This is a genomic window from Streptomyces sp. NPDC046859 (assembly GCF_040645135.1).
Taxonomy (GTDB): domain Bacteria; phylum Actinomycetota; class Actinomycetes; order Streptomycetales; family Streptomycetaceae; genus Streptomyces.
In genome coordinates, this window is the sequence record NZ_JBEYXR010000008.1 from 108260 (window position 1) to 122932 (window position 14673).

12 protein-coding genes are annotated in these 14673 nt (G+C 71.2%); 1 reads left to right on the forward strand and 11 read right to left on the reverse strand.

The window, feature by feature from the left end; translation table 11 throughout:
• The 7 genes from topA to bldG all read right to left on the reverse strand — a co-directional run bounded on the left by topA (position 1) and on the right by bldG (position 9525).
• Positions 1–2865 (reverse strand): type I DNA topoisomerase, encoded by a 2865-nt coding sequence (gene topA, locus ABZ899_RS14565; RefSeq protein ID WP_361345432.1) that lies wholly within the window; start codon positions 2863–2865, stop codon positions 1–3.
• A 247-nt stretch (positions 2866–3112) separates the two neighbouring features.
• On the reverse strand, positions 3113–3310 hold the full coding sequence (locus ABZ899_RS14570) for a hypothetical protein (protein ID WP_361345433.1): 198 nt from the start codon (positions 3308–3310) through the stop codon (positions 3113–3115).
• Positions 3311–3521: 211 nt separating this feature from the next.
• Entirely contained in the window at positions 3522–5045 is a 1524-nt protein-coding gene (locus ABZ899_RS14575) for a class I SAM-dependent methyltransferase (protein ID WP_361345787.1), read from the reverse strand.
• Positions 5046–5104: 59 nt separating this feature from the next.
• Positions 5105–5686 carry a small secreted protein gene (locus ABZ899_RS14580; protein ID WP_361345435.1) on the reverse strand — a complete coding sequence of 194 codons (582 nt, stop codon included), beginning with the start codon at positions 5684–5686 and terminating at the stop codon, positions 5105–5107.
• Positions 5687–5901: 215 nt separating this feature from the next.
• Complete coding sequence (locus tag ABZ899_RS14585) at positions 5902–8307, reverse strand: sodium-translocating pyrophosphatase (RefSeq protein ID WP_361345437.1); 2406 nt, start codon at positions 8305–8307, stop codon at positions 5902–5904.
• Positions 8308–8626: 319 nt separating this feature from the next.
• Positions 8627–9058 (reverse strand): ATP-binding protein, encoded by a 432-nt coding sequence (locus tag ABZ899_RS14590; protein ID WP_361345439.1) that lies wholly within the window; start codon positions 9056–9058, stop codon positions 8627–8629.
• Between the two features lie 125 nt (positions 9059–9183).
• Entirely contained in the window at positions 9184–9525 is a 342-nt protein-coding gene (gene bldG, locus ABZ899_RS14595; protein WP_010986038.1) for an anti-sigma factor antagonist BldG, read from the reverse strand.
• Between the two features lie 81 nt (positions 9526–9606).
• Between bldG and ABZ899_RS14600 the strand changes: the two genes are divergently transcribed.
• The gene (locus ABZ899_RS14600) at positions 9607–12342 is read left to right on the forward strand and encodes a DEAD/DEAH box helicase (RefSeq protein WP_361345441.1); all 2736 of its coding nucleotides are present in this window, start codon (positions 9607–9609) and stop codon (positions 12340–12342) included.
• A 271-nt stretch (positions 12343–12613) separates the two neighbouring features.
• On the opposite strand, the gene ABZ899_RS14605 is transcribed toward ABZ899_RS14600, so the two are convergent.
• From ABZ899_RS14605 to ABZ899_RS14620, 4 genes are all read right to left on the reverse strand, one after another.
• The gene (locus ABZ899_RS14605) at positions 12614–13090 is read right to left on the reverse strand and encodes an Rv3654c family TadE-like protein (RefSeq protein ID WP_361345443.1); all 477 of its coding nucleotides are present in this window, start codon (positions 13088–13090) and stop codon (positions 12614–12616) included.
• On the reverse strand, positions 13087–13479 hold the full coding sequence (locus ABZ899_RS14610) for a TadE family type IV pilus minor pilin (protein WP_361345445.1): 393 nt from the start codon (positions 13477–13479) through the stop codon (positions 13087–13089). Before ABZ899_RS14610 ends, ABZ899_RS14605 begins: the two co-directional genes overlap by 4 nt.
• A 49-nt stretch (positions 13480–13528) precedes the next feature.
• Positions 13529–13738, reverse strand: a complete 210-nt coding sequence (locus ABZ899_RS14615; RefSeq protein ID WP_361345447.1) for a DUF4244 domain-containing protein — start codon at positions 13736–13738, stop codon at positions 13529–13531.
• 101 nt (positions 13739–13839) lie between these two features.
• Positions 13840–14643 carry a type II secretion system F family protein gene (locus tag ABZ899_RS14620; protein WP_361345449.1) on the reverse strand — a complete coding sequence of 268 codons (804 nt, stop codon included), beginning with the start codon at positions 14641–14643 and terminating at the stop codon, positions 13840–13842.
• Positions 14644–14673 lie beyond the last annotated feature (30 nt).

The window sequence follows — 14673 nt, forward strand, 5'->3', positions numbered from 1 at the left end:
TCAGTCGTCGCTCGACGCGGCCGGCGTGTCGGAGGCGCCCGCGCCGTTCGTGGCGGTGGCCTTCGCGGCGGTCTTCTTCGCCGTCGTCTTCTTGGCCGTGGTCGTCTTCTTCGCCGCGGTCTTCTTGGCCGCGGTCTTCTTGGCGGCCGTCTTCTTGGCCGGGGCGGCCTTCTTGGCGGTCGTCTTCTTCGCCGTCTTCTTCGCGGGGCTCTTCGCCCGCTTCTCGGCGAGCAGCTCGAAGCCGCGCTCCGGGGTGATCGTCTCCACGCTGTCGCCGGAGCGCAGGGTCGCGTTCGTCTCGCCGTCCGTCACATACGGGCCGAAGCGGCCGTCCTTGACGACGACGGGCTTCTCGCTCACCGGGTCGGTGCCGAGCTCCTTCAACGGCGGCTTGGCGGCCGCGCGACCGCGCTGCTTGGGCTGGGCGTAGATCGCCAGCGCCTCCTCCAGCGTGATCGTGAAGAGCTGCTCCTCGGACTGCAGCGACCGCGAGTCCGTGCCCTTCTTCAGATACGGGCCGTAGCGGCCGTTCTGCGCGGTGATCTCCTGGCCCTCGGCGTCCTTGCCGACGACACGCGGCAGCGACATCAGTTTGAGGGCGTCGTCCAGTGTCACCGTGTCGAGCGACATCGACTTGAAGAGGGAGGCGGTGCGCGGCTTGACCGCGTTCTTGCCGGTCTTCGGGGTGCCCTCGGGGAGCACCTCGGTGACGTACGGGCCGTAGCGGCCGTCCTTGGCGACGATGGTGTGGCCGGTGGCCGGGTCGGTGCCCAGCTCGAAGTCGCCGCTGGGCTTGGCCAACAGTTCCTCGGCCAGCTCGACGGACAGCTCGTCGGGCGCGAGGTCCTCCGGGATGTCGGCGCGCTGGTGCTGCTCGGTGTCCTTCTCGCCGCGCTCGATGTAGGGGCCGTAGCGGCCGACGCGCAGCACGATGCCGTTGCCGACGGGGAACGAGGAGACCTCGCGCGCGTCGATCGCGCCCAGGTCGGTCACCAGTTCCTTGAGGCCGCCGAGGTGGTCCCCGTCGCCGTTGCCGGCCTCGGCCGCGCCGCCGATGCCCGGGCCGTCGCCCTCGCCGAAGTAGAAACGCTTCAGCCACGGCACGGACTGGGCCTCGCCGCGGGCGATGCGGTCGAGGTCGTCCTCCATCTTGGCGGTGAAGTCGTAGTCGACGAGCCGCCCGAAGTGCTTCTCCAGGAGGTTGACGACGGCGAAGGACAGGAAGGACGGGACGAGTGCCGTGCCCTTCTTGAACACGTAGCCGCGGTCGAGGATCGTGCCGATGATCGACGCGTACGTCGACGGGCGGCCGATCTCGCGCTCCTCCAGCTCCTTGACCAGGGACGCCTCGGTGTAGCGGGCCGGGGGCTTGGTGGCGTGCCCGTCGACCGTGATCTCCTCGGCGGTGAGCCGGTCGCCCTCGGCGACCTGCGGCAGCCGGCGCTCGCGGTCGTCGAGCTCGGCGTTCGGGTCGTCGGCGCCCTCGACGTACGCCTTGAGGAAGCCGTGGAAGGTGATCGTCTTGCCGGACGCGCTGAACTCGACGTCCCGGCCGTCGGCCGCGGTGCCGCCGATCTTGACGGTCACGCTGTTGCCGGTGGCGTCCTTCATCTGGGAGGCGACGGTCCGCTTCCAGATCAGCTCGTAGAGCTTGAACTGGTCGCCGGTCAGGCCGGTCTCGGCGGGCGTGCGGAAGCGGTCGCCGGAGGGACGGATCGCCTCGTGCGCCTCCTGCGCGTTCTTGACCTTGCCCGCGTACGTGCGGGGCTGCGGGGGCAGGTAGTCGGCGCCGTACAGCTGCGTGACCTGGGCGCGGGCGGCCGCGATCGCGGTGTCGCTCAGCGTCGTCGAGTCCGTACGCATGTACGTGATGTAGCCGTTCTCGTACAGCTTCTGCGCGACCTGCATGGTGGCCTTCGCGCCGAAGCCGAGCTTGCGGCTCGCCTCCTGCTGCAGCGTCGTCGTACGGAACGGGGCGTACGGCGAGCGGCGGTACGGCTTGGACTCGACGGAGCGGACGGCGAACTGCGTCTGCTCCAGGGCGGCGGCCAGCGCGCGGGCGTTGGCCTCGTCGAGGTGGAGGGTGTTCGCGCTCTTGAGCTGTCCCAGGGAGTCGAAGTCGCGGCCCTGCGCGACCCGCCTGCCGTCGACGGTCTGGAGGCGGGCGACCAGCGTCGACGGGTCCGAGGGGTCCCCCGCGCGGCCGGTCGCGAAGGTGCCCGTCAGGTCCCAGTACTCGGCAGAACGAAAAGCGATGCGGTCGCGTTCCCGCTCCACGACGAGGCGCGTGGCGACCGACTGGACACGGCCGGCCGACAGGCGCGGCATGACCTTCTTCCACAGGACCGGCGAGACCTCGTAGCCGTAGAGGCGGTCGAGGATGCGGCGGGTCTCCTGGGCGTCGACGAGCTTCTGGTTCAGCTCGCGCGGATTGGCGACGGCGGCCTGGATCGCGGCCTTGGTGATCTCGTGGAAGACCATCCGCTTGACCGGGACCTTCGGCTTCAGCACCTCCTGGAGGTGCCAGGCGATGGCCTCGCCCTCGCGGTCCTCATCGGTGGCGAGGAAGAGTTCGTCGGATTCCTTCAGCAGGTCCTTGAGCTTCTTGACCTGAGCCTTCTTATCGGCGTTGACCACATAGATCGGCTCAAAGTCGTGTTCGACGTCCACGCCGAGACGGCGGACCTCACCCGTGTACTTCTCCGGCACCTCGGCGGCGCCGTTGGGAAGGTCGCGGATGTGCCCGACGCTCGCCTCGACTACGTAGCCGGGGCCGAGATAGCCCTTGATCGTCTTCGCCTTGGCAGGCGACTCGACGATGACGAGTCGGCGGCCGCCCTGTGCGGTCTCGCTGGTCGGGGACAACTTCGCTCTTCTCTCCGGTCGACGCTGGGCCTCCCCAGGATCGGATGCGCCCGGGGTCGGGTGGTGGTGACGCTGCGGAGTGTGACGGTACATCCCGCCCTGTTGTCAAACGGGAAAAGCCCGCAACGGCCACTCGAACGGTAACCCGACTTCCGCCATTCCTGCCGCCCGGAGTGGTCGGCGGCCTTTTCGAGCCTTTCCGGAAGATCGGCCCTCAATTATCGGCCGCGCAGCTCACGAGCCGTTCTCAGAGACGGGCGAAGGCCCAGACGCCGATGATCAGCGTGAGCGCCGAGACCAGGCCCGCGAGCACCGCCGATGCGACGGGGTTCACACCGTGGGCGACGGGCCGGCGCTGCCGGACCCGGACCCCGGTCCACACCAAGAGGCTACCGCCGAACAGGGCGAACACGACGCCCACGAAGATCGCCGGTCCGGTTTCCATGATCCCGCTCGCCCCTCTTTCCCACCGCGCGTCCCCACACGCGCGTGCCTCGGCCCGGCGAGGCTGTCACGCGCGGGGGAAGGGCGGGCGAACCCGGGATGAACGGCGGTCTGCCCGGAGCGGGGGCGGGACGGCGCGCGCGTCGGCGTACCTGGCCGGTTCCGGGAGGTTGGCCTGTTTCACCCGCCTCCCGGCCGCGTCCGGCCTCCCGTCACCGGGCCGGTTCGAGGAAGCCCTGCTCCACCAGCAGCCGGATCTGCGCGGGCGTACGGTCGCGCAGCACCACCGGGTCCTCGCTCATCAGCTGGGCGATGGCGTCCAGGATCCGGCCCGCGCTCAGCGAGCCGTCGCACACGCCGGCGAAGCCCGCCCCGACCGTGTCGACCTGGGTGGCCCGCCGCATGCCCCGGTGCTGCCGCAGCACCACGTGCTCGGGGTCCTCGGCGCCGGGCAGCCCGATCTGCTCCTGCACGACCTCGGACACCAGCCGGAAGCGGTCCTCCAGCAGCGCGGCGTCGTCCCGGCCGCGCAGGTAGTCGAGACGCTCGAAGTGCGCGCGCACGGTGTCCCCGAGCGGCTGCTCGACGGGGTGCGGCCACTCCTCGACCGTGATCGACGGCACGGCGGCCGACGTCCGGCGCAGGGTGATCCAGCCGAACCCGACGGCCTTCACCTTGCGGGCTTCGAACTCGTCCAGCCACGCGTCGTACCGCGCCTGGTACGCGGCCGTGTCCCCGCGGTGGTCACCGGCGTCCCGCAGCCACAGCTCCGCGTACTGCGTGACGTCCTGCACCTCGCGCTGCACGATCCACGCGTCGCAGCCGCGCGGCACCCACGCGCGGACCCGGTCCTGCCAGTCCTCGCCCTCCACGTGCTGCCAGTTGGCGAGGAATTGGGCGTACCCGCCCTCGTTCAGGCGGTCGCCCGCCCCCTGGACGACCGAGCGGCACAGGTCGTCGCCGCCCATCCCGCCGTCGCGGTACGTCAGCCGGGCGCCCGGCGAGATCACGAAGGGCGGGTTGGACACGATCAGGTCGTACGTCTCGCCGTCCTGGAGCGGCTCGAACAGCGAGCCTTCCCGCAGGTCCGCCGCCGGGGCGCCGGAGAGCGCCAGGGTGAGCGCGGTGATGTGCAGCGCGCGCGGGTTGAGGTCGGTCGCCGTCACGCGCGTGGCGTGCTGCGCGGCGTGCAGGGCCTGGATCCCGGAGCCGGTGCCGAGGTCGAGCGCGGAGGCGACCGGCGTGCGCACGGTGATCCCGGCGAGCGTCGTGGAGGCGCCGCCGACGCCGAGGACGACCTCCTCGGCCGTGCTCCCGATGCCGCCGGCCCCGCCGACCGCGCATCCCAGGTCGGACACGATGAACCAGTCCTCGCCCTGCGGGCCGCCGTACGGCCGGACGTCGACCGTGGCACGGACGTCGTCGGCGCCGGCCCGGGCCAGCCAGCCGCTCTCCAGGCACACGTCGACGGGCAGGACGTCCGCCACGCGCGCGTAGGGCACCGGCTGCTGGAGCAGGAACAGCCGTACGAGCGCCTCCAGCGGTGTCTCCCCGCGCGTGGCCCGGAGCGCGGGCACCGTCTCGCTGCGGGCGAGCGCCGCGTACGCGGGCGCGCCGAGCAGCTCGAGCAGCCCGTCGGCGGTGAAGGAGGCCCCGAGCAGGGCCTCCCGCAGACGGGCTGCGACATCCGGCCGCCCGGAGCCGGGCGGCGCGGGGAGGTCGGGCAGGACGGTCAGGTCAGGCTGGCTGGAGTCACTCACGCCCTCATTGTGACCCGCGCCGCCTCATCGGGCGGTCAGCCGGCGGAGCCGGACTCGACGGCCTGCTTGCAGCCCTCCTGCGAGGTGAGGGCTTCCTTCACGTCACCCGACTCGAGCTTTTTCAGCGAGGCGATGGCGCTCTGGCGCTGCGTCTCGACCTGCTTCATCTCGGCCGACACGTCCTTCAGGCCGGACGCGAACTCTCCCTGGTCCTTGGTGTTCAGCCCGTCGACCTGCTTCTTCAGGTCGCCGTAGGCCGTGGAGAGCTCGGTCAGCTTCTTGACGACGTCCTGCTGGTTCTTCGCGCCGTCCTCGACGCCGGGAGGCGTACCGGCGTCACGGATGAGCGTGGCGCGCGCCTTGTAGCCCTCGGCGAGGTCCTGGAAGGCCTTGGCGTCGGCCGCCTGCAGTTCCTTGGGCGTGCTGGAGGTGTCCTTGGCCGCCTTCGTGATCGCGACATAGGCGGCCGAGATCTTGGCGTTCTGGGCCGGCACCTGGTCGCAGACCTTCTTGGCCCAGGCGTCGAGCTCCTTGTTGCCCTCGTCGCTCGTGCAGCCCGTCAGCGCCAGTATCAGTACCGCACCGCCGGACAGCGCGGCCGCGAGCTTCTTGTTCACCGGTCTGGTCCCTTCGTGGCTCTCGGCCACGGGACCCTACACGGCGGGCAGATGATGACAGCGTGCTATTTGCGGTTTTTATTACCTCTTACCGCTGTTTACACCATGTGAGACAAGGGTCACGGCGTGGGGTGTGAACAAGCGCGGAGCGGGCGGCCGGCACGTCGATGCGCGCCGGGCCGCCCGCCCCTGGAGCCGGGCTGCCGTAAGACCGCCTACGAGACCACCGCGGAATCCGCCGGCTTGGACACCCTCTCGGCGTTGCCGTCGTCACCCATGGCGATGCCACGGCGCTTCGACACGTAGACCGAGCCGACGATCACCAGCAGCGAGGCGACGGCGATCAGGACGCGCACGGCGACGTTCTTGTCCTCGCCATAGCTGAACTGGATGACCGCGGGCGCGATGAGCAGCGCGACCAGGTTCATCACCTTCAGCAGCGGGTTGATCGCCGGTCCCGCGGTGTCCTTGAAGGGGTCGCCGACCGTGTCACCGATCACCGTGGCGGCGTGGGCCTCGCTGCCCTTGCCGCCGTGGTGGCCGTCCTCGACGAGCTTCTTGGCGTTGTCCCAGGCGCCTCCGGAGTTGGCGAGGAAGACCGCCATCAGCGTGCCGCAGCCGATGGCGCCCGCGAGGTAGGCACCCAGGGCGCCGACGCCGAGGGTGAACCCGATGAAGATCGGCGCCATCACGGCGAGCAGGCCGGGCGTGGCCAGCTCGCGCAGGGCGTCCCGGGTACAGATGTCCACGACCTTGCCGTACTCCGGCTTCTCCGTGTAGTCCATGATCCCGGGCCGCTCACGGAACTGCCGCCGCACCTCGTAGACCACGGAACCCGCCGACCGCGACACGGCGTTGATGGCGAGTCCGGAGAAGAGGAAGACGACCGCGGCGCCCGCGATGAGGCCGACCAGGTTGTTGGGCTGCGAGATGTCCATCATCAGGTTCATCGGCGCGCCCTCGCCGCTGAGCTTCTCGCCGACGTCCCGCGCACCCGTGGTGATGGCGTCGCGGTACGACCCGAAGAGCGCCGCGGCCGCCAGGACGGCGGTGGCGATGGCGATGCCCTTGGTGATGGCCTTGGTGGTGTTGCCGACCGCGTCCAGGTTGGTGAGCACCTGGGCGCCCGCGCCCTCGACGTCGCCGGACATCTCGGCGATGCCCTGCGCGTTGTCGGAGACCGGACCGAAGGTGTCCATGGCGACGATCACACCGACCGTGGTGAGCAGGCCGGTGCCGGCCAGCGCCACCGCGAACAGGGCCAGCATGATCGACGTGCCGCCGAGCAGGAACGCCCCGTACACACCGAGGCCGATCAGCAGGGCGGTGTAGACGGCGGACTCCAGGCCGACGGAGATGCCGGCGAGGATGACGGTCGCCGGACCGGTCAGCGAGGTCTTGCCGATGTCCCGGACGGGGCGCCGGTTGGTCTCGGTGAAGTAGCCGGTCAGCTGCTGGATGACGGCCGCGAGCAGGATGCCGATGCCGACGGCGACGAGCGCCAGGATCCGCGGGTCGCCGCCCTTGGCCGCGATGGCGTCGTCGGTGACCCCGTCGAGGTCCGCGTAGGACGACGGGAGGTAGGCGAACACGGCGATCGCGACCAGCACGATCGAGATGACCGCCGAGATGAAGAAGCCGCGGTTGATCGCGGTCATGCCGCTGCGGTCGGAGCGGCGGGGGGCCACCGCGAAGATGCCGATCATCGCGGTGATCACGCCGATCGCGGGCACGATCAGCGGGAACGCGAGTCCCAGGTCGCCGAACGCCGCCGACCCGAGGATCAGCGCGGCGACCAGCGTCACCGCGTACGACTCGAAGAGGTCGGCCGCCATTCCGGCGCAGTCGCCGACGTTGTCGCCCACGTTGTCGGCGATGGTCGCGGCATTGCGAGGATCGTCCTCCGGAATGCCCTGTTCGACCTTGCCGACCAGGTCGGCGCCGACGTCGGCGGCCTTCGTGAAGATGCCGCCGCCGACACGCATGAACATCGCGATCAGCGCGGCACCGAGACCGAATCCTTCGAGCACCTTCGGCGCGTCGGCCGCGTAGACGAGCACCACACAGGAGGCGCCCAGCAGACCGAGCCCCACCGTGAACATGCCGACGACGCCGCCCGTGCGAAAAGCGATCTTCATGGCTTTGTGCGAGACGGCGGTGAGATCCTTTTCCGGCTCACCTTCCGCGGGGGTCGCTTCCCGTGCCGCCGCGGCGACGCGCACATTGCTGCGCACGGCGAGCCACATGCCGATATAGCCGGTGGCCGCCGAGAACGCGGCGCCGATCAAGAAGAAGACCGATCGGCCGATGCGCTGATTCCAGTCGTCCGCGGGCAGCAGCATGAGCAGGAAGAACACGACGACGGCGAATACGCCGAGCGTGCGCAGCTGCCGGGCCAGATAGGCGTTGGCGCCTTCCTGGACCGCGGCGGCGATCTTCTTCATGCTGTCGGTGCCCTCGCCCGCCGCGAGCACCTGACGCACCAGGACGCCGGCGACGACGAGCGCCGCCAGGGCGACCACGCCGATCACCGAGATGATGACCCGGTTGTCATCCGTCAGTACGGCCGCCGCGAGGGTAGTGGGATGGTCAAGCTGATGAGGGGTAGAAAGCCCCGTCATTCGTCCTCCTTGACGCTGGGGCTGAGCTCAAGATGTGGACGGATTCTAGGTACCGGAACCTGATCAAAACAGATGGCGGTAAACGGAATCGGCCTTCACATGCCGTTCAGCAAATGATCGACATCCGGCCAGAGAACCCGAAAGTGCTAATGCCCCAAAACCATTGACGCCCCGATTGACCCTTGATCGGATGATCGCGACCTTGATCAATGATCGGACTATCGATCGTGAATTCCTTCACGAATTCGCGGCCGCCATACGATAAAACACGAAGGGGCCCTGCTCAGCAGGGCCCCTTCGGAAGAAGTGTGCGGATGCTTCAGGGCAGCACCACGGTCTGCGGCGCGGTCGGCCACGTCATACGGATGAGTCCGCCGTGCTCGCCCGCCGAGACCTCGACGTCGTCGACGAGTCCGCTGATGACCGCGAGACCCATCTCGTCCTCCTCGGCGTCGACCTCGTCGCCGCCGGCACCAGCGCTCCCCTCACCGGGAACGGTGTGCGGGGCCTCGTCGCCGACCTCGATGGAGAACTGTTTCTCCTCCTCGATCAGCGACACCTTCACCGGCGCCGTGATGCCGACGCTCTGGTGCAGTCCGACGGCACGGCTGCACGCCTCGCCCACGGCGAGCCTGACCTCGTCCAGGACGGCCTCCTCCACTCCGGCCCTGCGCGCCACCGCTGCCGCCACCAGACGGGCGGTCCTGACGTGCTCGGGCAGCGCGCTGAAGCGGAGTTCAACGGTGGCCATGCATCCCCCTCGGAACTTCGGGCGTGCTGTCAGGGGGACCGGGCCGCCGAAAGCCCAGTCCCCCGTCTCCTACCACTTCTCCCACCCCGGGCACGCGTCACCGCGCCCCCCGGGCGTGCGGTGACTCAGTCGGTCGCCGCCACCGCTTCCTCGACCGAGGTGTGGATCGGGAACACCTTGGTGAGGCCGGTGATACGGAAAATCTTGAGAATGCGCTCCTGGTTGCAGACCAGGCGCAGGGAGCCCTCATGGGCACGCACACGCTTCAGGCCGCCGACCAGCACGCCGAGCCCGGTGGAGTCGAGGAAGTCCACGCCCTCCATGTCGACGACGAGGTGGAAATTCCCGTCGTTCACCAGCTCGACCAGCTGCTCGCGCAGCTTGGGCGCGGTATATACGTCGATTTCGCCACCGACCTCGACGACCGTACGATCGCCGACGGTACGGGTCGACAGGGACAGGTCCACGGATCCTCCAGCACCTTGCTATCGAGCGGTCGCCCCTCGGGACACCTCGGCTTGCAACCCAAGGTCGGTTCGCCAGCCGCGATGGCATTCAATCACTTACCGGCAGGCGTGCACGACGCCTTGGTCCCATTGTCCGTCACGCCGGTGACACACTCGGTGCCGATGGCCAAGAATCACCGATCCGATCGATCCCCGACGGGCCCCGCTTCCCGGGTGGACCCGGGTGCCGTGCTGGGCCGACTCGCCTCGGGGCCGAGCCGGGCTTCGCGCATCACTCATACGGAGCATGTGCCCCCGCGAGCGGGCCGCCATGCCGTCTGGCCCGACCGGATCCGCGCCGAGGTCGTCGCCGCCGTGCAGAGCGCCGGGATCGAACATCCCTGGGCCCACCAGGCACGCGCCGCCGAGCACGCCCTCGACGGCGAGTCCGTGGTCGTCGCCACGGGCACCGCCTCCGGCAAGTCCCTCGCGTACCTCGTCCCGGTCCTCTCCACCCTCCTGGACGGCTCCGAGGCCCCGAACGGACGCGGCGCCACCACCCTGTACCTGTCGCCGACGAAGGCCCTCGCGGCGGACCAGTGCCGCTCCGTGAAGGAACTTTCACATCCGCTGGGCAATTCGGTACGGCCGGCCGTGTACGACGGCGATACGCCGTTCGAGGAACGCGAGTGGATCCGCCAGTACGCGAACTACGTCCTCACCAACCCCGACATGCTCCACCGGGGCATACTCCCGTCCCACCCTCGCTGGTCCTCCTTCCTGAAGGCGCTGAAGTACGTCGTCATCGACGAGTGCCACACCTACCGCGGTGTCTTCGGCTCCCACGTCGCCCAGGTGCTGCGGCGTCTGCGCCGCCTGTGCGCCCGCTACGGCTCCTCCCCCGTCTTCCTGCTGGCCTCCGCCACCGCCGCCGAGCCCGCCGTCGCCGCGCGGCGCCTGACCGGGCTGCCGGTGGTGGAGATCGCCGACGACGCCTCCCCGCGCGGCGAACTCGTCTTCGCCCTCTGGGAGCCGCCGCTCACCGAGCTCCGGGGCGAGAAGGGCGCACCCGTCCGGCGTACCGCCACCGCCGAGACGGCGGACCTCCTGACCGACCTCGCGGTGCAGGGCATCCGCTCGGTCGCCTTCGTCCGCTCCCGGCGCGGCGCCGAGCTCATCTCGGTCATCGCGCAGGAACGGCTCGCCGAGGTCGATCGTTCGCTCGCCGGGCGTGTCGCGGCCTACCGGGGCGGCTACCTCCCCGAGGAGCGCCGCGCCCTGGAGCAGGCCCTGCACTCCGGCGAACTCCTCGGCCTGTCCGCCACCACCGCCCTGGAACTCGGCATCGACGTCTCCGGCCTGGACGCCGTCCTGATCGCCGGCTACCCGGGCACCCGCGCCTCCCTGTGGCAGCAGGCCGGGCGGGCCGGCCGCTCCGGTCAGGGCGCGCTGGCCGTCCTGGTCGCCCGCGACGACCCGCTGGACACCTACCTCGTCCACCACCCGGAGGCCCTCTTCGACCGCCCGGTGGAGTCGACGGTCCTCGACCCCGACAACCCGTACGTCCTCGCACCCCACCTGTGCGCGGCAGCCGCCGAGATCCCCCTCACCGAAGAGGACCTGGTCCTCTTCGGTCCGGAGGCCGAGGGGCTGCTGCCCCAGCTGGAGTCCGCGAAGCTGCTGCGCCGCCGCACCAGGGCGTGGCACTGGACCCGCCGGGAACGGGCCGCCGACCTCACCGACATCCGCGGCGAGGGCGGCCGCCCGGTCCAGGTCGTCGAGGCCGGCACGGGCCGACTTCTCGGCACCGTCGACGCGGGCGCCGCGCACACGAGCGTGCACGAGGGCGCGGTCCATCTGCACCAGGGCCGCACCTACCTCGTCCGCTCCCTCGACCTCGAGGACTCGGTCGCCCTGGTCGAACAGGCGTCCCCGTCGTACTCCACGGTCGCCCGGGACACGACGGCGATCTCCGTCCTCGAGACCGAGACCGAGATCCCGTGGGGCGACGGCCGCCTCTGCTACGGCTCCGTCGAGGTCACCAACCAGGTGGTCTCCTTCCTGCGGCGCCGGCTGATCACCGGCGAAGTACTGGGCGAGACGAAACTCGACCTCCCTCCCCGGACGCTGCGCACCCGCGCTGTGTGGTGGACGGTCACCGAGGATCAACTGGACGAGGCCCGGATCAACCCGGAGATCCTCGGCGGCGCCCTGCACGCCGCCGAACACGCCTCGATCGGCCTGCTGCCCCTCTTCGCCACCTGCGACCGCTGGGACATCGGCGGCGTGTCGATCCCGCTGCACCCCGACACGCTGCTCCCGACGGTCTTCGTCTACGACGGCCACCCCGGCGGCGCGGGCTTCGCGGAGCGCGCCTTCCACACGGCCCGCGCCTGGCTGACGGCCACCCGCGAGGCCATCGCCTCCTGCGAGTGCGAGGCCGGCTGCCCGTCCTGCATCCAGTCCCCCAAGTGCGGCAACGGCAACGACCCACTGCACAAGCGGGGGGCCGTACGGCTGCTGACGGTGCTGCTGCGGGGGGCGGCGGAGGGGGAGGCCGGGGCGCAGAGGGAGGCCCGGGCGCAGGGCGCGGCCGGGGCGCAGGGCGCGGCCGGCGAGGCGGCCGACGGCAAGGGAGCGACTTCGGCCTCGGGCGCCCTGATCGCTCCGGACGGGGGGAACTCTTCGGCTTCGGCCTCGGGGACCGCTCCGGCTCCGGACGGGGGGACCTCGTCGGATCCGGCCGCGGGGACCACACCGGCTGCGGACGAGGGAACCACTTCGGCTTCGACCGCGGGGACCCCTCCGGCTCCGGACGAGGAGGAGGCGCGGGCGTAGGCGGTGGACGTCAATGCCCGCGGTCGCTGCCGGCGAGGCGGCCGACGGCGAGGGAGCGGCTTCCGCCTCGGGCGCCCCTACCGCTCCAGAGGGGGGCGCCCATACCGCTCCGAACGGGGACCTCTTCGGTTCCGGACGCGGGAACCACACCGGCTCCGGACGGGGGACCACCTCGGCTTCGACCGCGGGGACCCTCCGGCCCCGGACGAGGAGGAGGCGCGAGCGTAGGCGGTGGGTGTCAGTACCCGCGGTCGCTCCCCCCGGGAGGCTTCTACGGCTCCACGCCGCCCGGCGGGCCTCCTCCCTCTGGCGCGCCGGGCCCATCCGATCCCTCAGGGAAGCCGGCTCCTCCAGGCCCGATCGGTCTCCCGGGACCCGCCCGGGCCCTGACCTCTGCGGTGAAGGGCCCCCGCCCGGACGTCGCTGTCACGTCGGACACGTCGCCCACAACCACGCACCGCACCAGGTGTGCCCCGGTCGCCTCGGCGATCCGCTCCGCCCGGGCGCAGGCCCCGGCGGTGCCCTCCGCCCAGTGGTCCGCCGCCGCGAGGGCGGCCAGATCCGCACCGCCCGCCGCACGGTGCCGGATCACCACCGCCTGCCCGAGGGCCAGCACTACGCCGAACACGACGCACAGGACGGCGATCAGGCCGAGGCTCCAGGCGGTGGCCGAACCCCGATCGGAGCCGGGACCTGTGCGGTACGCCTCGGCGACGCGCCTCCGCCCTCGTCCGTCCCCCGCGCTCACGGCTCCACCCCCACCATCTCCTCCGCCGCCGCCACGGCCTCCTCCCGCACCTCCAAGGGGAGCCTGCTCAGCACGGGCGGTCTGGCCACCACGACCACACGGACCACGCCCCCTTCCCGGGCGACCGTGACCTTCGCACCGTTCGGTGCCACGTCGCCGGCCACCTCGATGACGGAGTCGTCAGGTTCCTGCCGGGCTGCCGCGCGGGCCCCGGTGCGGGCCGCGTCCACGCACTGGATCTGCGCCGCGACCACGAGCAGACCCCACACCAGCGCCATGGCGAACATCACGAGCACCGGCAGCACGACAGCCGACTCGGCCGTCACGAACCCCCGGTCCGAACCCAGGGCGCCGACCGGCCCCCTCGACCGGCCCTCCCTGCCTCCCACGGGGGCCCCGCGGGCCGGACGACTGCCCGGCCCGCGTCCGGCATCCCCCTCACGCCCCGCCATCGAGCGCCCGCTTCACGATGCCCTGGAGCTCCGCACTGACCTCCCCGCTCGTCACGACCTTGTAGAGCACCACGGCGAAGGCCACCGCCGCCACGATGCCCATCGCGTACTCGGAAGTGACCATCCCCGCGTCCCTCCGCGCCGCCCGCGCCCTGCCCACCAGGGCCGCCATCCGTACCCATACCGCCTTGAACATCCGTAACCCCCGTAAGGTCCGCTTCTGTCGATCCAGGTCCCACACACATCCGCGCTCGACGCACTCTCGCCGCGCGCCGCGCGTCCGCATCGTTCACACCGTCACGTGCCGCCTCCTCCCAACACGCCGCCCGCCAGCCCGATCACCACGGGCGCCACCCCGACCGCGATGAACGCGGGCAGGAAGCACAGGCCCACCGGCGCGGTGACCATGACGGCCGCCCGCCTGGCCCGCTCCGTCGCCGCACGCGTCCAGTCGGCGCGGGCCTCCGCCGCGAGCCGTGCGACCGGTGCGGCCGCCGGGAGACCGGAGACGCCGGCGCGTTCCAGCAGCCGTGCCAGCGCCGCGGCGCCCGGCATGGAGGCCAACCGCCGCCAGGCGTCGCCCGGTTCACCACCGAGTCGGCATTCCGCGGCGCCCCTCGCCAGCGCATCGCCGACCGGACCGCCCAACGCCTCGCCCACGGCCTGCGCCGCGATCACCGGACTGGCGCCGGCGGCGATACAAGCCGCCAACAGATCGGCGGCGAGCGGAAGTCGACCTGACACCTCACTCGCGTCGACCGCGTCCACCTCCGGGCCCGCCGCACCTCCGCCGGCGCCCTGCCTCCGACGCCACCACCACAGGCCGACGGCCCCGGCCGACCCGACCAGCAGCCCTGCCAGACCGCCCACCAGGGCCCAACCGGCAGTCCCGACAGCCGCCACAGGAGCCCACCGCCGCATCCCGCGCCGGACGTCGAGCCGTCTGCGAACCGGCACCAGGTCGGCTCTTCTCATCAGGCCTACCAGCCGCCCCCTGACCCGGCGCTCCCGGCGGACGTCCGCCCACCACCGCACCAGCCAACCGGCGATCAGCGCCGCCCCCACAACCATCCCCAGCCTGTGGACAACTTCCCCGCTCACACCACTGCCTCCTTCGCGTCGAAACCCCGC